The sequence below is a fragment of the Streptomyces sp. NBC_00224 genome, from assembly GCF_041435195.1.
GTDB lineage: Bacteria > Actinomycetota > Actinomycetes > Streptomycetales > Streptomycetaceae > Streptomyces.
The window spans coordinates 3,781,148-3,798,206 of the sequence record NZ_CP108106.1 but is presented as its reverse complement, the minus strand read 5'-3'; the positions used below and the strand labels follow the sequence as shown (position 1 = coordinate 3,798,206).

The following is a 17,059-nucleotide window of genomic DNA, read 5'->3' as shown; positions in this document are numbered from 1 at the left end:
TCGGTGGACCGACGTCGAACTGTGGCCGGGAACTGGGGCCGATGCGACCACTGTAGAACCGGTGTGCGCTTTCGGCCTAGAGGGCGATGACGCCAAGTCGCCTTCTGTGTGCGCTCGGTGGGCACGGGATCGTGAGGGTGCGGGGGTGTGCCACGATGGATCGGGGGAAGCGTCCGGGAAAGTGCGGTTGAGGGGGGTCGGATGTTCCGGAGTGGTGCGCGGACGGGCGCGGTCGGGGTGGCTGTGGCAGCCGTGGGAACGGCGCTGTTGCTGACGTCCTGTTCGTCCTCCTCGGACGCCGACAAGAAGCCCGAAGTGGCGCAGCAGCCGAAGGGCACCGACCCGTTCTGGGTCAATCCGGACGGCAACGCCTCACGGCAGGCCGCCGAGTACCGCAAGAGCGGTGACGACTCCAAGGCCGCGCTGATCGCGAAGATCGCGGAGCAGCCGGTCGGGGAGTGGATCGGCCCGGAGAACCCGGAGTCGGAGGCGAAGGGCTTCACCGAGGCGGCGGCGAAGGCCGACCGCACGGCGCTGCTCGTGCTCTACAACATCCCGCACCGCGACTGCGGCCAGTTCTCCAAGGGCGGCGCGGCGGACGGCGACGCGTACCGGGCGTGGGTCGACAAGGTGGCGAAGGGGATCGGGGACCGGGGCGCCACGGTGGTCCTGGAGCCGGACGCGGTGCTGCACCTGGTCGACGGGTGTACGCCGCAGCAGTTCGCGGAGGAGCGGTACGACCTGCTGAGGAAGGCGGTCGAGCGGCTGAAGCGGCAGCCCGGCGTGAAGGTGTACGTGGACGCGGGCAACGCGGGCTGGCAGCGGCCGGACGCGCTGGACGAGCCGCTGCGGCGGGCGGGCGTGGACGAGGCCGACGGCTTCGCCGTCAACGTCTCCAACTTCCAGACGACCGCCGCGAGCAAGGAGTTCGGCCACCAGCTCTCCGCGAAGCTGTCGGGCAAGCACTTCGTGATCGACACGAGCCGCAACGGGAACGGCCCCTACACGGGCGGCGACCCCAAGGAGACCTGGTGCAACCCGCCCGGCCGCGCACTGGGCGAGCGCCCGACGACGCGGACGGGGGACGCGCTGATCGACGCGTACGTGTGGGTGAAGCGCCCCGGCGAGTCGGACGGGGACTGCAAGGGGGGGCCCAAGGCGGGGGAGTGGTGGGCGCAGTACGCGCTGGGCCTGGCGGCGAACAGTAAGTAGGCCCCACCCCGCCCCTTCCCGAGAGCCCTCAGCCGGGCGGCCGGGTGCTTCGTCTGCGGACCGTGCTGGGTTGCTCGCGCAGTTCCCCGCGCCCCTAACTACCTAGGGGCGCGGGGAACTGCGCGACCAGCCCCCACCCACCCGCAGACGAACCCCGGGCCCCCCTACGGCACCTCCACCCACACCGCCTTCGACGGCACCCCCGACCCGTCCGTCACGAACAGCATGTACCACCCCGGCGGGACCAGGTTGCGGTTCTTGGGGACCGTGACCTGGACGCCGTCCGCCGTCTTGCTGACGTCCAGCGCGATCGACCGCTGGTCGATGTCCGTGACGTGCGTGGTCGCGCTGGGGCGGATCAGCCGGGCCGTCTTCACGGCCGCCGCGTCCTTCGACTTGTAGACCCCGCTGCCGCCCCGCGCCAGGGACTTGGGCCCCTCGCCGAGGTCGGGCTGCTTGCCGCCGCCCCGGTACAGGTACGGCGGCGTGTAGATCTCGATGCGCTGCTCGAACACCCCCGGCTTGGTGTCGTCCTTGTCCGCGTAGAGCGAGTCCCCGCCGAACGTGACGACCCGCCCGTCGGGCAGCAGGATCGACCCGGAGTGGTAGTTGCGGCCGACCTCCGGGTCCGCGACCCGCCGCATGGCCCCCGTCTTCGCGTCGTAGATCCGCGCCTGGTGCAGGTTGGAGCCGCCCCGGCCGCGGTAGTCCGTGGAGCCGCCGCTGATGAGCATGGTGTCGTCGGGCAGCACGGACGCCATCGGGTACCGCGTCCCCTCGGCGAGCGAAGGGCCGTCCTTGAAGGACGGGTTGGGGTTCTTGAGGTCCACGATCCGGGTCTTCTTCGACGACTTGGCCGACTCGCCGACCCCGCCGCCGCCGATCACCATGTACTTCTCGTCCTGGGCGGGAGGCATCAGCACCGTCCCGGACGTCTCCATCTCACCCGGGTCGCTCAGCCCGGGGATCTTGCTGAACTTGTTGCCGGCGAAGTCCCAGATGCCCGGGTCGCGGCCGACGTTGTCCGGCCCGTACCCCGCGTTGGACCCCGAGTAGAACAGCTTGCCGTTCTGGAGCAGGAACACCGCCGGGTAGGTCGGGAACTGCATGACCCCCTTGGTGTACGTCCACTTCTTTGTTTTCGGGTCGTACACCTCGTTCTTGCCCGGCACCAGCTGCCCGATGTCGTCGAGCCCCGAGAGCGCGAGGACCTTGCCGTCGGCGAGCGTCGTCAGCGTCGGGTACCAGCGGGCCTCGTTCATCGGGTCGACCGTGATGTACCGCTCGGCCGCCGGGTCGAACTCGTACGCGTCCCTGATCCCCTGGAAGTCCTTCTTGTCCAGGGCGAGCTTCTGCGCGATGCCGTAGACGTTGCGGGTGTCGGAGCCGTTGAGGCCCTGGACGCGGTAGTTGTCCTCGGTGCCGGTCTCGTGCTCGGTGCCGGACTCCTCGGCCTCGACGTAGATCCGCCCGAGCCCGGCCTCGGTGCGCAGGAACTTGCCGGTCTTCTTGTCGAAGACCTTCTTGGCGCGCTGGACGAGCACCGGGTCCTTGGAGACGAACGTCTTGCCGTTGGTCTTGCCGGTGAACCGGGTGCCCGCGGGCAGCGTGATCGGCTTGTCCGGGTCCTCGTTGTGGACGATCAGCAGGCCGCCGGCCTTGGTGACGTCACCCTGGAGCTTCTCGTACCGCTTGGTGCCGCCCGCGATCAGCAGTTTGCCGTCGGCCAGCTGGGTGTGGCCGGTGCAGAACAGGTCGTTGGGCGTGGGGATCTTCTTGAAGGTGTTCTTCTCCGGATCCCACAGCACCGTGTCGAACTTCTTCGCGTCGAAGTTCTTGGCGTTGTTGCCCGACCCGGCGACCAGCAGGACCTTGCCGGTGTGCAGCAGCGCCGCGTGGATCGTGTTGAGCCGGAACTCCTTGGGCATGGCGACCATGTCCCAGTGGCCGTTGTCCGCCTTGTACCCCGGCTGGTTGATCTTGTAGTCGTGGTACTGGTCCGAGGAGAACCGGTACAGCCAGGGCCCGTTGGCGCCCGCGAGCGCGACGACCACCGCCGTACCGATCGCCCAGCGGCGGGTACGGCGGGTCGGACGGTATCTCATGGGTTACGTCCCCCAAGGGCGATCTGCACGGTCTGGTCTGCGGGCTCGCCGCTCTCCTGGGCGCCGGGCCGCGCGGCGCCGGGCTGCTGGGGCTCGGCCTGCGGCGGCCCCGGCGCCCACTCGGGGCGCTCCTGCTGGTGCGGGGCCTCCTGCGGGGCGGACGGCGGGCCGGAGCGCCTGCGCTTGCCCCGCTTCTTCTTCTCCGCCCGTACGGTCCACCGCCAGCCGATGATCGGCGCGGCGGTGATCAGCATGGCCAGGGTGGCCCAGGTGACCATCGCGGGGTGGCTGTGGCCGTTGAAGAACGACGAGACGAGCGAGCCGCCGAACAGGGCGATGAAGAAGAGGTGGATGCGGAAAGTGCCGAAGAGGGTGTCCGGGCTGGACGAGTCGCCCTTGGGGGTCACCACGAAGGAGCTCTTGCGGCGCAGTACGGCGTCCATCAGCGAGCGGGCGTAGATGGGCGCGGAGAGCGCCGACATCACCATGCCGGCGATCCCGCCGGAGCCCTCCGGCTCGTGCGGCGAGACGTTGTGGCGCCGGTTCCAAATGTAGAGCCCGACCTGGAGCGCCGAGGCGTTGCCGTAGAGCATCATCCACACGACCGGGTCGATCTGCACGCCGGAGGCGCCGAGCCCGAGGAACAGGGCGCAACTGAGCGCCGCCAGGATCCAGTTGAGGGCCGACATCGGATAGAAGATGATCATCATCGTGTAGTTGAAGAGCTTGCCGAAGGGCAGGGTGCCTATGCCCTTCCAGTACTGCTTGAGGATCGTCTCGTACGTCCCTCTGGACCAGCGCAGCTGCTGGGTGAAGAAGTCGGTCCAGGCGGTCGGGCCCTCGCCGACGGCCAGCACGTCCGGGGTGTAGACCGAGCGCCACTTGTTGCCCGTCGCCGGGTTCGCGTGGCGGTGCATCTCGAAGCCGGTCGCCATGTCCTCGGTGATCGAGTCGTACAGACCGCCGATCTGCTTCAGCGCGCTGATGCGCACGGCGTTGCTGGTGCCGACGAACATGGGCGCGCCGTACTTGTTGCCGGCCCGCTGGATCAGCGCGTGGAAGAGGAACTGCTGGGACTCGGCGGCCTTGGTGACGAAGGTGTCGTAGTTGCCGTAGACCTGCGGGCCGATGACGAAGCCGACGTCCGGGTCACGGAAGTAACCGAGCATCCGCTCCAGGTAGTTGGGCAGCGGCACGTGGTCGGTGTCGACGGAGGCGAAGAAGTCGTAGTCGCCGCCGTGCGCCTCAAGCCAGGCGTTGTAGTTGCCGTGCTTGGTCTTGGCGCGGTGCGGGCCCTTGGGCTGGTTCCAGCGTGCGACGCCCTTGCGGGAGAAGTGGTGCACGCCCAGGCGCGCGCACACTTCCTTGACCGCCGGGTCGTCGCCCTCGTCGAGCAGCCAGACGTGCATCAGACCGCGGTGGCGGATGCGGACCGCCGCCTCCAGGGTCCTGGTCACCATCTCCAGCGGCTCCTTGCCGGGCACGAAGGAGGTGAGGAAGGCGACCTTGGTGCCGGTCTCGGGCACCACGGGGATCGGGTCGCGCGCGACCAGCGTGGCGTGCGCGTTGGAGAGCACGTTCATCGTCCGGAAGAGCTCGATCAGGCCGATCGAGACCAGCATGACGATGTCCAGGACCAGCAGGGACTGCGAGGCGTGGTCGCGCTTGGTCCAGTGCTCGGGCTGCATCAGCCAGGCGAACAGGCCGAGCGAGACCAGCGGGGCCGCGCCGAGCAGCAGGGCCGCGCGTATCCGGTGCGGCTCCTGCGAGAGCAGCGACCGGTAGCGCACGCGGTACGGCGTCTCCGGGTCCGGCTGGGTGAGTGGGCCGGCCAGCCTGCTGTAGTGCTCGTAGTCGTAGCGCGGCAGCGACTTCTTCAGCCGCTGCCGGGCCCCGGGCCGCAGATGCGGCGGGAGCCGGAGCTGAGTGGTCTGGGACGGGTCATCGTGGTGCCGGGCGCCGGTCGGCGTCGACGTCATGAGTCATCCCCCCGCACGCAAAGGTCAGCTTGCGTGTGTGTCGTTGTTCCGTCGTCCGCGTCTGTCCCCCTCGACCGCGCGGACGTACTGATGGTCGGTCAAAGGGCGGGCCGCACCCCTTGATCCAGACATGTGAGGAGGCCCTTCCGGTTGCATGATGCCTTCATCGGCACCGATTCATGAACGGGGCCCCCACCCCGCGGTCCGAGCAACCGGGACATTCCCCTCCGAACCACACACATGGCTTCCAATTGATGGAGCCGCACACCCCCTTGGAACCGATGGCCCCCAGCCAGGTTTCTACGCCCGGCGGCTTGATCGCAAGGGTGAAACGAGGTGTTTACCGGTCATAGGCGGGCTTTACGGGGTGCTTGTGCAGGGCGTGCGGATTTCGGATGGAGCTCCCGTGGCAGTGCCATGCGCTGAACGGCGCGGGAGGCGCTGGCGCACGCCCGGAAACGACCACAACCCCCTCACCGATGGTGAGGGGGTTGTGGCTGTCTGTGCGCCGCCAGGGACTCGAACCCCGGACCCGCTGATTAAGAGTCAGCTGCTCTAACCAACTGAGCTAGCGGCGCCTGCTGACATCGAGAACTCTACCGGACTCAGAAGGGTGGTTCTGACCAGCGCCACGCGGTGAGATGTTCGTTTCATCCGTTTTGATCCGTCAAAATGCGATGTATGTGGACGGTTGGAAAGCTGTGGCCCGTGCACAAGCGGAGAAAAGATCTTCAACGACCACAAGATCGCCGAGAGTGGCAGGTGACGCCCATGACGGTGCCGGTGTTCGAGGAGTACGAGCCGGCGGGCGAGTGCGGGTGCGCCGGGTGCGCGGACCGGCGGCGGGCCGCTGCCCTGCCGCTGCGCGCCGGGGGCCACCCGGCCGCCCACGGCGCCCGCCGCGCGCTGGTGCTCGCGACCGCGGCGGGCGTGGTCCTCGGCGCCGGGACCGCGGCCGCCACCGTGCGGCCGTCGGACACCGGCCACGACCGGGCCGCCGCGGGAGGCGACGCCGTCGGCCTCGACGCCGGGCCCGCGACCGAGCAGGGGGCCACCGGCGCGCTGCACGGGAGCACCGCCGTGCCGCCCGACGAGCCGCCGCCGCGCAGGCTCCAGCCGATGAACCGGGCCGACATCATCAACCGGGCGAAGAAGTGGGTGACCGCGCAGGTCCCGTACAGCATGGAGAAGTACTGGTCGGACGGGTACCGGCAGGACTGCTCCGGGTTCGTCTCGATGGCCTGGAGCCTCGGCACCAACGAGTGGACCGGCAGCCTGGGCAGCTTCGCGGTGCGGATCACCAAGGAGGAGCTCCAGCCCGGCGACATGCTGCTCTTCCACAACCCCGACAACCCGACCAAGGGCTCGCACGTCGTGATCTTCGGCGGCTGGACCGACTACACGCACACCTACTACATCGCGTACGAGCAGACGCCCCCGCTCGCCCGGAAGCAGGCGACGCCGTACGGGTACTGGAGCAATTCCAGCCGTTATCTGCCCTACCGCTACAAGGGCGTCGGCACCGGCACCGGCGGCCCCGCCGTCGAGCAGACCGCCCCGGCGGCGCTCGCCGCGAACTTCCCGGGTGCGGGCGCCTTCGGGCCGGGCGCCAACAACGCGTACGTCACCCGCCTCGGCCAGATGCTGGTGGCGCGCGGCGGCAAGCGCTTCTACACCGAGGGCCCCGGCCCTCGCTGGGGCAACGCGGACCGCAGGGCCACCCAGGCCTTCCAGCGCGCCCAGGGCTGGACCGGCGGCAGCGCCGACGGCCTGCCGGGCGCCCAGACCTGGAGCCTGCTGGTCCGGGGCACGGGCAAGGACATCCCTGCCGCGGGCGGAGTGACGGGGGGTCTGACGGCGGCAGTGGCGACCACCCCGCCCCAGCCGCCGGCTGCTCAGCCGGCGGTGGCTCAGGTGCCCGCCGCGCAGGTGCCCGCGGCCCAGCCTCCGACAGCTCAGCCTCCGACGGCCCCGCCCCCGGTGGCTCAGCCCCCTGCGCCCCCCACCCCGACGGCTGAGCCCCCTGCGCCCCCGGCCCCCGCGACCCAGACCCCCGCATCCCCGGTGCAGGGCGCGCCGGGTCCGCTGGGTGCTCCCGCCGGGCCTACCGTCGCCGGTCAGGCGGGCTGGGGGCGGGTGCCCGGCTATCCCGGCCGGGGGTACTTCCGGCCGGGGCAGTCCAGTGCGTACGTGACCGAGCTCGGGCGGCAGCTCCTGCGGAAGGGGTTCGGGCGGTACTACACCTCCGGTCCCGGCCCGCGCTGGAGCGAGGCCGACCGGCGCAACGTCGAGGCGTTCCAGCGCGCCCAGGGCTGGCGCGGCGGCGCGGCCGACGGCTTCCCCGGCCCCGAGACCTGGCGGCGGCTCTTCCTCTAGCTCTCTCCCCCACCCATGACGGAGACATCGATGCAGACGACAGCGGATCCCACGCCCACCCCCGAGGAGGGGGTCCCCGCTACCGGTGCCCGCCGGGTCGCGGTGATCAGGGGCGAGTCCACCGCCGAGATCCCGGTGCACCTGCTGTTCCGGGACGACAGCGGCCCCACCCCCGTGGTGCCGCAGCCGGGGCCCGGGCCGGCCCGCGCCGCCCCGGCCCGGCGCGCGGCACGGCCGGTGCGTGCGCCGGTGCGGCCCGCCACGCCCGGCGACCCCGAACTCGTCGAGCGGGCCGGGTCCGTGGTGCCGGGGGCGGTGGCCGTCGCGGCGGGGCTGGCCGCGCTCGCGGGGTGCGCGGTGGTGGTCTGGTCGGCCGGGCTGCTCCCGGCGGCGGTGACGGGCGCGCTGCGGCTGACTTCGTATACGGACGCCGGTGGGCCCGGCGTCATGGGGCCCGCGCGCTGGGCGCTGCTCGTGCTCGGCACGGCTCTCGCGGTCGTCTGCTTCGGCGGGCTCGGGCGCGGCCGGGTCGGGTGCGCCTGGGTGCTCTCGCTCTGCGGCGACTACCGGGGGAGCGTGCGGCGCACGGGGCTGGTGTGGATGAACCCGCTGCTGCTGCGCCGCCGGGTCGACGTACGCCTGCGGCACTGGCGCAGCGAGCCGATGCCCGCGGTCGACGCGGACGGCACGGCGCTGCGGGCCGTGGTGCTCGTGGTGTGGCGGGTCAAGGACACCGCGCGGGCGGCCCTGGCCGTCGAGGACCATGTGGTCTATCTGCGCGACCAGGTGGAGGCGGCGACGGCCCGAGTCCTCTCGCAGCTCCCGGCCGACGCTCCCCCCGCTACCGCTGGGGGGACCCCCATTCACGAGGACGCCCCGACCCTGCGCGACGCGGAGGCCGTCGGGGACGCGCTGACCCGGCTGCTGAAGGCGGAGGCGGAGCCGGTGGGGATCGAGGTGTACGCGGCCCAGCCCGTCCGGATCGAGTACGCGCCCGAGGTGGCGGCGGCGATGCGGCGGCGGCGGATCGCGGCGATCGACGCCCGGCACCGGGACGAGGTGCTGAGCTCGGTGGTGGACGCGGTCGACGACACGGTCGCCCGGCTCACCTCGCGCGGTCTGGTCGAGCTGGACGACTACGAGCGCAGGGTGCTGGTGAAGGACCTGACGGTGGCGTTCTACACGGGCAGGGGCGGGGCCGAAGGCGCCTGAACGCGGGGGAGTTGCGGGGTGGAAGCCGCGTTGCGATTGGTCTGGACATGCTCAACTGGCGGGAATAGCCTGTGAGTTGGTCCAGACCAGATTTTGCACGCGTGCGCCACGTCCCCAGAACTCCCCCACGTTCTCCAGGAGCGTCAGCATGCGAAAGAAGAAGCTGGGCGCGGCCGTGGTCGCGCTCGCGGCCGCGGGCACCTCTCTGCTCGCCACCTCCAGTGCCAACAGCCACGGCTACACCGACCAGCCCCTGAGCCGCCAGAAGGTGTGCGCCAACGGCACGGTCCAGAACTGCGGCGAGATCATCTGGGAGCCGCAGTCGGTCGAGGGCCCCAAGGGCTTCCCGGCCGCCGGTCCCGCCGACGGAACGCTCTGTGCGGGCGGCAACAGCCGGTTCGCCCAGCTCGACGACCCGCGCGGCGGTACCGGGTGGCCCACCACCAAGCTGACGGCAGGTCAGACGTACACCTTCCGCTGGCAGTTCACGGCCAGGCACGCCACCACGGACTTCCGGTACTACCTCACCAAGCAGGGCTGGGACCCGAGCAAGAAGCTCACCCGCGCGGCGCTCGACCCGCAGCCCTTCCTCACCGTCCCGTTCTACAACAAGCAGCCCCCGGCCACCCTCTCGCACCAGGGCACCATCCCCTCCGGCAAGTCCGGGCGCCATCTGGTCCTGGCGGTGTGGACGATCGCGGACACGGGCAACGCGTTCTACTCCTGCTCGGACGTCCAGTTCTAGGTCCGGTCCGGACACCACGACCGCCGGGCAGGCTCGAAGTGAGCCCGCCCGGCGGTCGCGTATATACGTGGCTCACGCCACCAGTTCACCCTCCGGCGCCGGGGCCGGGGCCTGCGCGCTGGTCCTGCGCAGCAGGGCCACCGTCACGCCCGCCGTGACCAGGAGCAGCACCGTCCCGCCGACCGCCGCGTACTGCATGCCGTGTACGAAGGCCTCCCGGGCCGCCGCCAGCACGGTGTGGTCGGCGGTGGCGACGGCCGCGCCCAGGGTCTCGCGGGCGGCCGGCGGGGCCGAGTCGGGCATGTCGGAGCGGTAGACCGCGGTGCCGACCGAGCCCAGGACCGCCATGCCGAGCGCGCCGCCGAACTCCTGGCCGGTCTCCAGGAGCGCGGCCGCCGAGCTGGCCTTCTCGGCCGGGGCCGACGCCAGGGCCATGTCCGACACCAGCGCCATCACCGCGACGATGCCGCTGGCGATCACCGCGGCGCCGGTCAGCAGGATCCAGAGGGAGTCGGTGCCGGTGAAGGCGAGGATGCCGTAGCCCGCCGAGCCGATCACGAAGCCGGACGCGATGACCGGGCCCTTGCCCACCTTGGCGGCGATCGCGGTCGACGTCGGCGCCGCGATGCCCACCGCGAGCGAGGGGGCCATCGACCACAGGGCCGCCTCCATCGTGCCCATGCCGAGCACCGACTGGAGGTACTGCGTGGTGAAGTACGCCGAGCCCATCATCGCGAAGGCGGCGACCGCGTTGAGCGAGATCCCGGCGCCGAAGACCCGGTCGCGGAAGAGCTCGCGGCTGATCATCGCGTCCTTCTTGGTGCGCTGGCGGCGGACGAAGACCCAGCCGACCGCGAGGCCGCCGGCGACGAAAGCCAGCCGCGCCACGCTGAAGCCCTCGGCGGCGAACTCCTTGAGCCCGTAGACCACCGGCAGCACCGCGCCCATCGACAGCGGCACGCTCAGCAGGTCGAACTTCCCGGGCGCCGGGTCCTTGAACTCGGGGACCAGGAGCGGGACCAGGACGAGCAGCAGCAGCATCGCGGGCACGTTGATCAGGAAGACCGAGCCCCACCAGAAGTGCTCCAGCATCACACCGCTCATCACCGAGCCGAGCGCGATGCCGCCCGCCATGGCACCGGACCAGATGCCGATCGCCTGGCCGCGCTGCTTGTCGTCGCGGAACATGCTGCGGACCAGGCCCATGGTGGAGGGCATCAGGGTCGCGCCGCCGACACCGAGCAGGGCGCGGGCGGCGATGAGCATCTCGGCGCTGGTCGCGTACGCCGCCGTCACCGAGGCGAGGCCGAACGCCGCCGCTCCGATCAGGAGCAGCCTGCGGCGCCCGATCCGGTCGCCGAGCGAGCCCATCGTGATCAGCAGGCCGGCGAGCGCGAAGGCGTAGATGTCGAAGATCCACAGCTGCTGGGTGGCGCTCGGGTCCAGTTCGCGGGTGATGGAGGGGATCGCGAAGTAGAGGACGGAGACGTCCATCGAGACCAGGAGGAGCGGCAGCAGGAGGACGGCGAAGGCGGTCCACTCCTTGCGCCCGGCGCGGAGGTTCGTGCTCGGTGAGTGCGTCATGACAGGAACTGTACGGCTGTTTAATACGCATGTCTAGAACGAATGTATAAGACATGCGTACGGCCCCTCCCGGAAGCCCGGGAGGGGCCGTACACAAGCGAGTTGAGAGGTCTGGGCTAACCCTTCGGTTGCCATGGGGGCGTCTGGTTCCAGCCCCACTTCGGCACCGTCGCCCCCGTCCCTTCCACCGGCGGCGGGTTCGGGCCCGAGTAGACGAGCGCCATCCGCGTGCCCCACTCGATGTAGTACGCGAACACCGCCCGGAACTCCGGGTCGTCCGGCAGCCCCACCTCGTCGGCCGTGTCCATCAGCAGCTCGATCCAGCGCCGCCGCTGCTCCTCGGTGATGCCGCGGCCGAGGTGGCGTCCAGCCATGTGGTCGTGGCCGCCGTGGGCCGCGGTGTAGTCGGCGGGCCCGCCGAAGACCTCGGCCAGCCAGACCGCCACATGGTGGGCGTGCTCGGCCGGGGCGGCCGCGAACACCGGGGCCAGCACCGGGTCCTTGTGCACGTGCCCGTAGAACACCTCGGTCAGGCGGTCCAACGCCTCCTGGCCGCCCATCCACTCATAGACGCTGGGGATCCCCGGAGCGTCGCTCATGCGTTTTCCTCCTCGGCGGGCCCCGACGCGCGGTCGGGACCCTGGGCGCGGACTTCCCGTACCCGCTCAAGGGAGTCGCGCAGCTCCCCGAGCCAGTCGTCGGTGTGACTCTGTACGAGCCGTACGCACCAGGCAAGGGCGTCGCTGCGACTGCGGGCGACCCCGCCGGCCACCAGGGTGTCCAGGACCTGGCGTTCGGGCTGCCGCAGGCGGGTCATCACGGGGGCCGAGACCTGGGTGAACATCGCGCGCCGGCCGCCGCACTCGGCGCCCCACGACACCTTGCGCCCGTAGCGGTGCTCGGCCTCGCGGGCCACGGCGATCCGCTCGTCGCGGGTGCGCTCGCGGAATTCCTGGATGCGGCCGTCGAGGGCGGCGGCGCGCTCGGCGGGGGAGGCGTCGTCCGCGAGCTTCGGCTCGGGGACGCGCCCGACGACGGTGATCTCCTCACGGTCGACCACCACCTCGACCAGACGCTCGTAGAGACCGTCCGGGATGCGGCCGGAGAACCAGCCGCGAAGCTGCTCGTGCTGTTCGGCTGTAATCATGTAATCAGCATTACTCGCACAGGGCGGCGTGCCAAGCGTGTTCGCCGTGGGCCGGAAACATGTAGGGGGCAACGCAAGAAGCCCCTCGCTTTCGCGAAGGGCTTCTGCTGTCTGTGCGCCGCCAGGGACTCGAACCCCGGACCCGCTGATTAAGAGTCAGCCGGACGACGAGCCGGATGATGCCGAATGAATACGGAATCGTTCGTTCTCGCAGGTCAGACGGTGTGTGGTGCTGTCGGCCGCATCCGCACTAGTTCAGGATCGTCCGGCGGCGGCGTTAGCCCCGCGCTAGCACGGGGGCGGTCATGAACACCGCGTCCATTGATCTGTACGCCGTGCTGGGGGTGCCGCAGGGTTCGGACAAGGCGGCCATCCGCAAGGCCTTCCGTGTCCGGATACGGCAGACCCACCCTGACGGTCGCCCGCCCGAGGACGCCCAGGCGGCCAACGAAGAGATGATCCTGCTCAACCTGGCCTACGAGACGCTGTCGGACCGGGGCAAGCGAGCCGCCTACGACGCCGGCCGTCGGGCAGCAGCCAACGCGAGGCACGAGCCCAGACGAGAGCCGCCTCCACCCCGGCCACCACGGGTCGTTGTGATCAAGCCGCACGTGGTGGACTTCGGGTCTGTCGTCGCCGGTGAGATACCCCCCGACCAGGTCGTCACGGTGAGCCTCAGCGACGGCTCGACCATCCGCTACGCCTGGGTGCTGAAGGACCGTGGAGACTTCTGGCAGGTGGTCGAGCCTGGGCCGTTCTGCGACGTCTCCGCGGTGAGGCTGCGGCTCCGAGGCCGGCCGCTGTCACCGCCCGATGGACTGGGGCTCCGCGAAGACCGACTCCGGCTCGTGGTCGACGACCTCATCGTGCTGGTGCCGGTCTGTATCAACGGGGTGGAACCGGCTCCACCTCCACCTCCACCTCCGCCACCACGACCGAGACCTGCGCCGCCCCGACGTCCAGCCCCGCCACGGCCTACGCCACCCCGACGTCCAGCGCCGCTCGCGCCTCGGCTGACGCTTGAGAACTGGCGCAACTTTCGGTTGACGTGCCTGGGCCTGTTCCTGCTCCTCAGCCTTCTGTTGCTGTTGGGCTCCATCTTGTTCGCCGGCATGTACACGCTGCTGCACGCGGCTCCTTCGAGCCATGGTCACGGTACAAGCCTTACCAGCGGAGAGATAGTTGATATTTAAATTAAAATAGAATACGATTATCCTGGATCATTCTAACTAGAGGCGCTCCAATCACCCAACCTGCCGTAATTCGACGGCAGTTGGCGAGACACTCGGAGGCTGTTCCATGACGCTCACGTCTCCGGCTAGAGACGGGGATCGTCTGCGTCATCAAAGTGTGACAGTACGAGGCCGTTGAATTTTACGGCGACGACGTACCGTGGCCCCGTATCGTCGCATGTCCTCGATTGGTCAATCTGAAGGGAATGCGCATGCTCAGTCGCGAGGAGCTACTTCAAGACTATGCTGCGGCAGTCCGCAATAAGGCTATGTGGGATAGCGCAGTGAAAGGCCAACGCCAAGAGCTCCTTGAGTGCGGGATCGACGAGGAGTCGATCAAGGCCGTAGAGGATCAAATAAAGCGCCAGCTAGAAACATTCAACTTTGACGCGTGATGCTACCTGAATGCTGCACGCTTGAAAAGGTCAGTGGGGAATCTCCACTGACCTAATTATTACCAGCGGAAAACCTCGGGCGGTAGCCCGTGGATGGCGAGCCGTCACTGTCCGAGTTAGCGCCCTGACCGACAGCGGGCAAGCGCAGCTTGAACTTTGATGAAACCCTGGGTGGAAACCCAGGGAGAATCATTTTCTTATGTGGCGAGACGGAATCTACCATAGGCCAGCAATATTCCAAAAATTGAGTTGCCGAGTATGTATCAAGAGGCAGACGTAAAAGCCGGGAGGGGTGTCACCACGATATCCAATCACGTAGTTATATGCATCGTTGAAGTCGGCACGGTCAGGCTGGTCGAGGAGTGTGTGGCGGCGCTCTGGCGTGATTGCGCGTCGAGCGCGATATATTTCCCCAGTGTTTCGATTTTCAAGGTAGCCGTTGTCGCGATCAACTGATGGGTCATGAATGCGTGGGAGATGCAACAGTGCCACCGTATAGACCTGGTCGGCAACTGTTGAATCCCGCTCTTTGAGTTGACGCAGCGATTCAGTGAAGGAGTTCGAGAAGGTGTTCATCGTGGCACCCTTTGCCGTCTTAGCTCTCCATTACGCTCCGTCGAGGTCTTTGACTACATGAACCCCGATGTCTGCCTCCAGCTGTGATGCAGTTCGATGGGATCCGTCATCAGCTTCTTGAATGAGAGAATCGAAATAGGCGAGGTCGTGCTTCTGGTTGAGCACGTACCGGCTTAGCCCAGTGCTAGCCATTGGGAGGATGAGTGCCACGAACTGTCCATGGCGAGTGATTGTAACGGGAGCTAGGCCTTCAGTCACCTGAAGTATGAAGCGTTCCGGATCTTCAATCAAGTCTCTAACCGATACCAGCTCGGGATCGCTCAACCTAATCTCTTGCCTTGAAAGTGGTTCTTTTTCTCGACCGCTCTTGGATTCATGCGAGGACATAGGAGGACTCCCGCCGGGTGGCCAGTCATGGACCGATGTGTTGTGCTACAGGCATGGCGACGCAATCTGAACCCGAACACACTCCTGAAGCGGCTGCCACTCAAGTCTCGTCGGTTCTTCCTGCCGATGTGGCGCCCACTCCTGTTGCGCTTGACCACGTGCAAGCCAACGAGAGCATCAGAAGTTCAGCCAAATGGGTGATCGCTGCTTCTGCCTCGGTCACCGCCGTACTGATCACGGGTCTTCAGCTAAGCCAGTTGACCTCAACATCCGGCAATGTGGCCAAGGCGATTGGTTCGGGTTGTTTCATAGTTGCTATCTTCTCGACCGGCGCGGTATTGCTGCGCGCGGCACGAGTGCTTGTTTTGAGTCCGGTCACGCTGAGCGTGCTTTCAGAACTGGAGAGAAAGACCCTAGAAGCGCAGCTTGCTAGTGTTGAGGATGGGAAACTCACACCCGAGGAAATAGAGAACACCCTCGGCGTGACAGCTGTCCCGTTGCCGGAATCAGGCCCTATGCAGGGCTCGCCAATAATCGCAACCATCCCCACTGGAGGGCGCAAAATAAGGCACTGCATAAAGATATTCTTCTATGGCTCAGAGCAAGATCCGTGTGAATATATAAATTCTTATCGTGAGGTTCTGGCATCTCTCGGGATCACCAGAGTGATCGATCTTCTAATTCTATACTGCGGCAAAAAGCCGCAAGCCCTTGAGTCCTTGACGCACGAGGAGATGCCGAGTCGCGCAAGGATTGAGGCGTCGGTTCAGCAAATCGTGACGTATGTGCAGCTGATGCAGGCGAAGCGCCGCTACGATATTCTGGTTAGCGGGATTTCTCGGTTTGGCGTACTACTGTCTGTGGCGATCATGGGTTTCGTTTTCATCGCGAGCGGCAGCCAGGCGCCAGCTGACCCGCGTATTAGCGAGCCGATCCCTGTGAAAGTAAATCTACTGACAGGGGAATGCGGCCAAATAACTCTAGATGGTTCAGCAGTCGCGGGAACGCTCAAGGAGCCCGAAGTTCTAATAGAGCCCAGATCGGTCAAGCAGGGCAAGGGCTCGTCGTCCGTCGCATGCCCCAGCGGCCTCTTGAAGATAACGCCCAAGATCGGGATCGTCCTTTATGGACGCAATTAACCCGCATCTCTTTTGTTGGGTCGGATCTGGTGCGATCTTCTGCGGTGCCAGCTCAAGAGGTAGCGGGAGTGTTCGCCGCACCACCGGTACACCACCTGCGAGTTCAGCGGCAGCGCTGGGTCGTGCTCACCCCGAGCCTCAATGAGCGGACCTAGGTAGCTCATGAGCTTGTTCACGGTGTTGAGCGGCATGCAGGTGGCGGCGGCGAGCGACTGGTAGTCGGTGGCCCGCCCGGCGGCGATGGCCCCCGCAAGCCGGGCTGCCGTGCAACCGCGACGTCCACTACTGAAGTAGCTGTCGAGTGACGGGCAGATCAGACGCTGGCCGATGGGGAACTTCGCCTTCGGCAGACTGCCGCCAGCGGCCGCAATCTGTACCGCCTCAATCGGCTGCCCGAAGCCAGCTGCCTTCTGGACGACGCCGACGACTTCGGGCTGGGTGACGGCTTCTTCCAGGTGGTCGCGCTCGATGCCATGGCCGTGCAGGGCCATGATCATGGGGGCGCTGCGGTTGCTGTCGCGCAGGAGCTTGAGGACGTCCAGGCCGTCGAAGTCGTACTCGTAGGCCGGGTCCATCCAGATCAGGTCGGCCACGACGGCGTCGAAGCGAACCCGGCCCACGACGGCGTGGTGAACCGCTGCCGGATCGAGGGCTACGACGATGGTGGCGTGGGGGAGTGCTTCCGTCAGGACCGAGCCCAAGAGCCGACCCAATGCGGAAGCGACCATGACCCGTACGCCGTCCTCCACAGTTCTAAGCGTCTGTCAGCTGCACTGGCTCGGCAACTTCTTGCCGGTCCGTCGGGCAACCGGCAGAGCCCTGCCGGTCTGGCGGGCGATTGGTGGATTTACCTGCTGACTGCGGCTGTCAGAGCGGTCATCCTGGTCCTGCCGAGTTCTCGGCAGCAGAAGCGCCTGGCGTACCTCTGTCGCCAGCCTGCTTCGATCCCGACCCTGGTCCGTGCTGGCAC

13 protein-coding genes and 2 tRNA genes are annotated in these 17,059 nt (G+C 67.8%); 6 read left to right on the top strand and 9 right to left on the bottom strand.

The features are described from left to right. Positions 1–201 precede the first annotated feature (201 nt). Positions 202–1,212, top strand: a complete 1,011-nt coding sequence (locus tag OG965_RS16925; protein ID WP_371652909.1) for a glycoside hydrolase family 6 protein — start codon at positions 202–204, stop codon at positions 1,210–1,212. 164 nt (positions 1,213–1,376) lie between these two features. On the opposite strand, the gene OG965_RS16920 is transcribed toward OG965_RS16925, so the two are convergent. From OG965_RS16920 to OG965_RS16910, 3 genes are all read right to left on the bottom strand, one after another. Further along, positions 1,377–3,317, bottom strand: a complete 1,941-nt coding sequence (locus OG965_RS16920; protein ID WP_371652908.1) for a galactose oxidase-like domain-containing protein — start codon at positions 3,315–3,317, stop codon at positions 1,377–1,379. Further along, positions 3,314–5,296, bottom strand: coding sequence for a glycosyltransferase family 2 protein (locus tag OG965_RS16915; protein WP_371652907.1), 1,983 nt, complete (start codon positions 5,294–5,296; stop codon positions 3,314–3,316). Before OG965_RS16915 ends, OG965_RS16920 begins: the two co-directional genes overlap by 4 nt. A 504-nt stretch (positions 5,297–5,800) precedes the next feature. After that, positions 5,801–5,874: transfer RNA gene (locus OG965_RS16910), tRNA-Lys, on the bottom strand. 193 nt (positions 5,875–6,067) lie between these two features. Here OG965_RS16910 and OG965_RS16905 point away from each other — a divergent pair. The 3 genes from OG965_RS16905 (at position 6,068) to OG965_RS16895 (ending at position 9,629) form a co-directional block, all read left to right on the top strand. Then, a complete protein-coding gene (locus tag OG965_RS16905; RefSeq protein WP_371652906.1) occupies positions 6,068–7,672 on the top strand; it encodes a peptidoglycan-binding protein in 1,605 nt (534 codons plus the stop codon). A 30-nt stretch (positions 7,673–7,702) separates the two neighbouring features. After that, entirely contained in the window at positions 7,703–8,884 is a 1,182-nt protein-coding gene (locus OG965_RS16900) for an SPFH domain-containing protein (protein ID WP_371652905.1), read from the top strand. A gap of 148 nt (positions 8,885–9,032) precedes the next feature. Then, complete coding sequence (locus tag OG965_RS16895; protein ID WP_371652904.1) at positions 9,033–9,629, top strand: lytic polysaccharide monooxygenase; 597 nt, start codon at positions 9,033–9,035, stop codon at positions 9,627–9,629. A gap of 72 nt (positions 9,630–9,701) precedes the next feature. Here the strand turns inward: OG965_RS16895 and OG965_RS16890 are convergent, their stop codons facing one another. The 4 genes from OG965_RS16890 to OG965_RS16875 all read right to left on the bottom strand — a co-directional run bounded on the left by OG965_RS16890 (position 9,702) and on the right by OG965_RS16875 (position 12,572). Beyond that, positions 9,702–11,213 carry an MFS transporter gene (locus OG965_RS16890; protein ID WP_371652903.1) on the bottom strand — a complete coding sequence of 504 codons (1,512 nt, stop codon included), beginning with the start codon at positions 11,211–11,213 and terminating at the stop codon, positions 9,702–9,704. A gap of 116 nt (positions 11,214–11,329) precedes the next feature. Continuing rightward, positions 11,330–11,812 (bottom strand): group II truncated hemoglobin, encoded by a 483-nt coding sequence (locus tag OG965_RS16885; RefSeq protein WP_371652902.1) that lies wholly within the window; start codon positions 11,810–11,812, stop codon positions 11,330–11,332. Further along, positions 11,809–12,360 (bottom strand): hypothetical protein, encoded by a 552-nt coding sequence (locus OG965_RS16880; RefSeq protein WP_371652901.1) that lies wholly within the window; start codon positions 12,358–12,360, stop codon positions 11,809–11,811. The genes OG965_RS16885 and OG965_RS16880 overlap by 4 nt, the downstream gene beginning before the upstream one ends. Before the next feature lie 114 nt (positions 12,361–12,474). After that, positions 12,475–12,572, bottom strand: a tRNA-Lys gene (locus OG965_RS16875). Between the two features lie 93 nt (positions 12,573–12,665). Here OG965_RS16875 and OG965_RS16870 point away from each other — a divergent pair. Further along, a complete protein-coding gene (locus OG965_RS16870; RefSeq protein WP_371652900.1) occupies positions 12,666–13,553 on the top strand; it encodes a J domain-containing protein in 888 nt (295 codons plus the stop codon). Between the two features lie 650 nt (positions 13,554–14,203). Here OG965_RS16870 and OG965_RS16865 read toward each other — a convergent pair. Then, the gene (locus OG965_RS16865) at positions 14,204–14,563 is read right to left on the bottom strand and encodes a hypothetical protein (RefSeq protein ID WP_371652899.1); all 360 of its coding nucleotides are present in this window, start codon (positions 14,561–14,563) and stop codon (positions 14,204–14,206) included. Positions 14,564–15,003: 440 nt separating this feature from the next. On the opposite strand from OG965_RS16865, the gene OG965_RS16860 reads away from it, so the two are divergent. Next, positions 15,004–16,089 carry a hypothetical protein gene (locus OG965_RS16860; RefSeq protein WP_371652898.1) on the top strand — a complete coding sequence of 362 codons (1,086 nt, stop codon included), beginning with the start codon at positions 15,004–15,006 and terminating at the stop codon, positions 16,087–16,089. Here the strand turns inward: OG965_RS16860 and OG965_RS16855 are convergent. After that, the gene (locus tag OG965_RS16855) at positions 16,086–16,838 is read right to left on the bottom strand and encodes a hypothetical protein (protein WP_371652897.1); all 753 of its coding nucleotides are present in this window, start codon (positions 16,836–16,838) and stop codon (positions 16,086–16,088) included. The genes OG965_RS16860 and OG965_RS16855 overlap by 4 nt on opposite strands. Positions 16,839–17,059 lie beyond the last annotated feature (221 nt).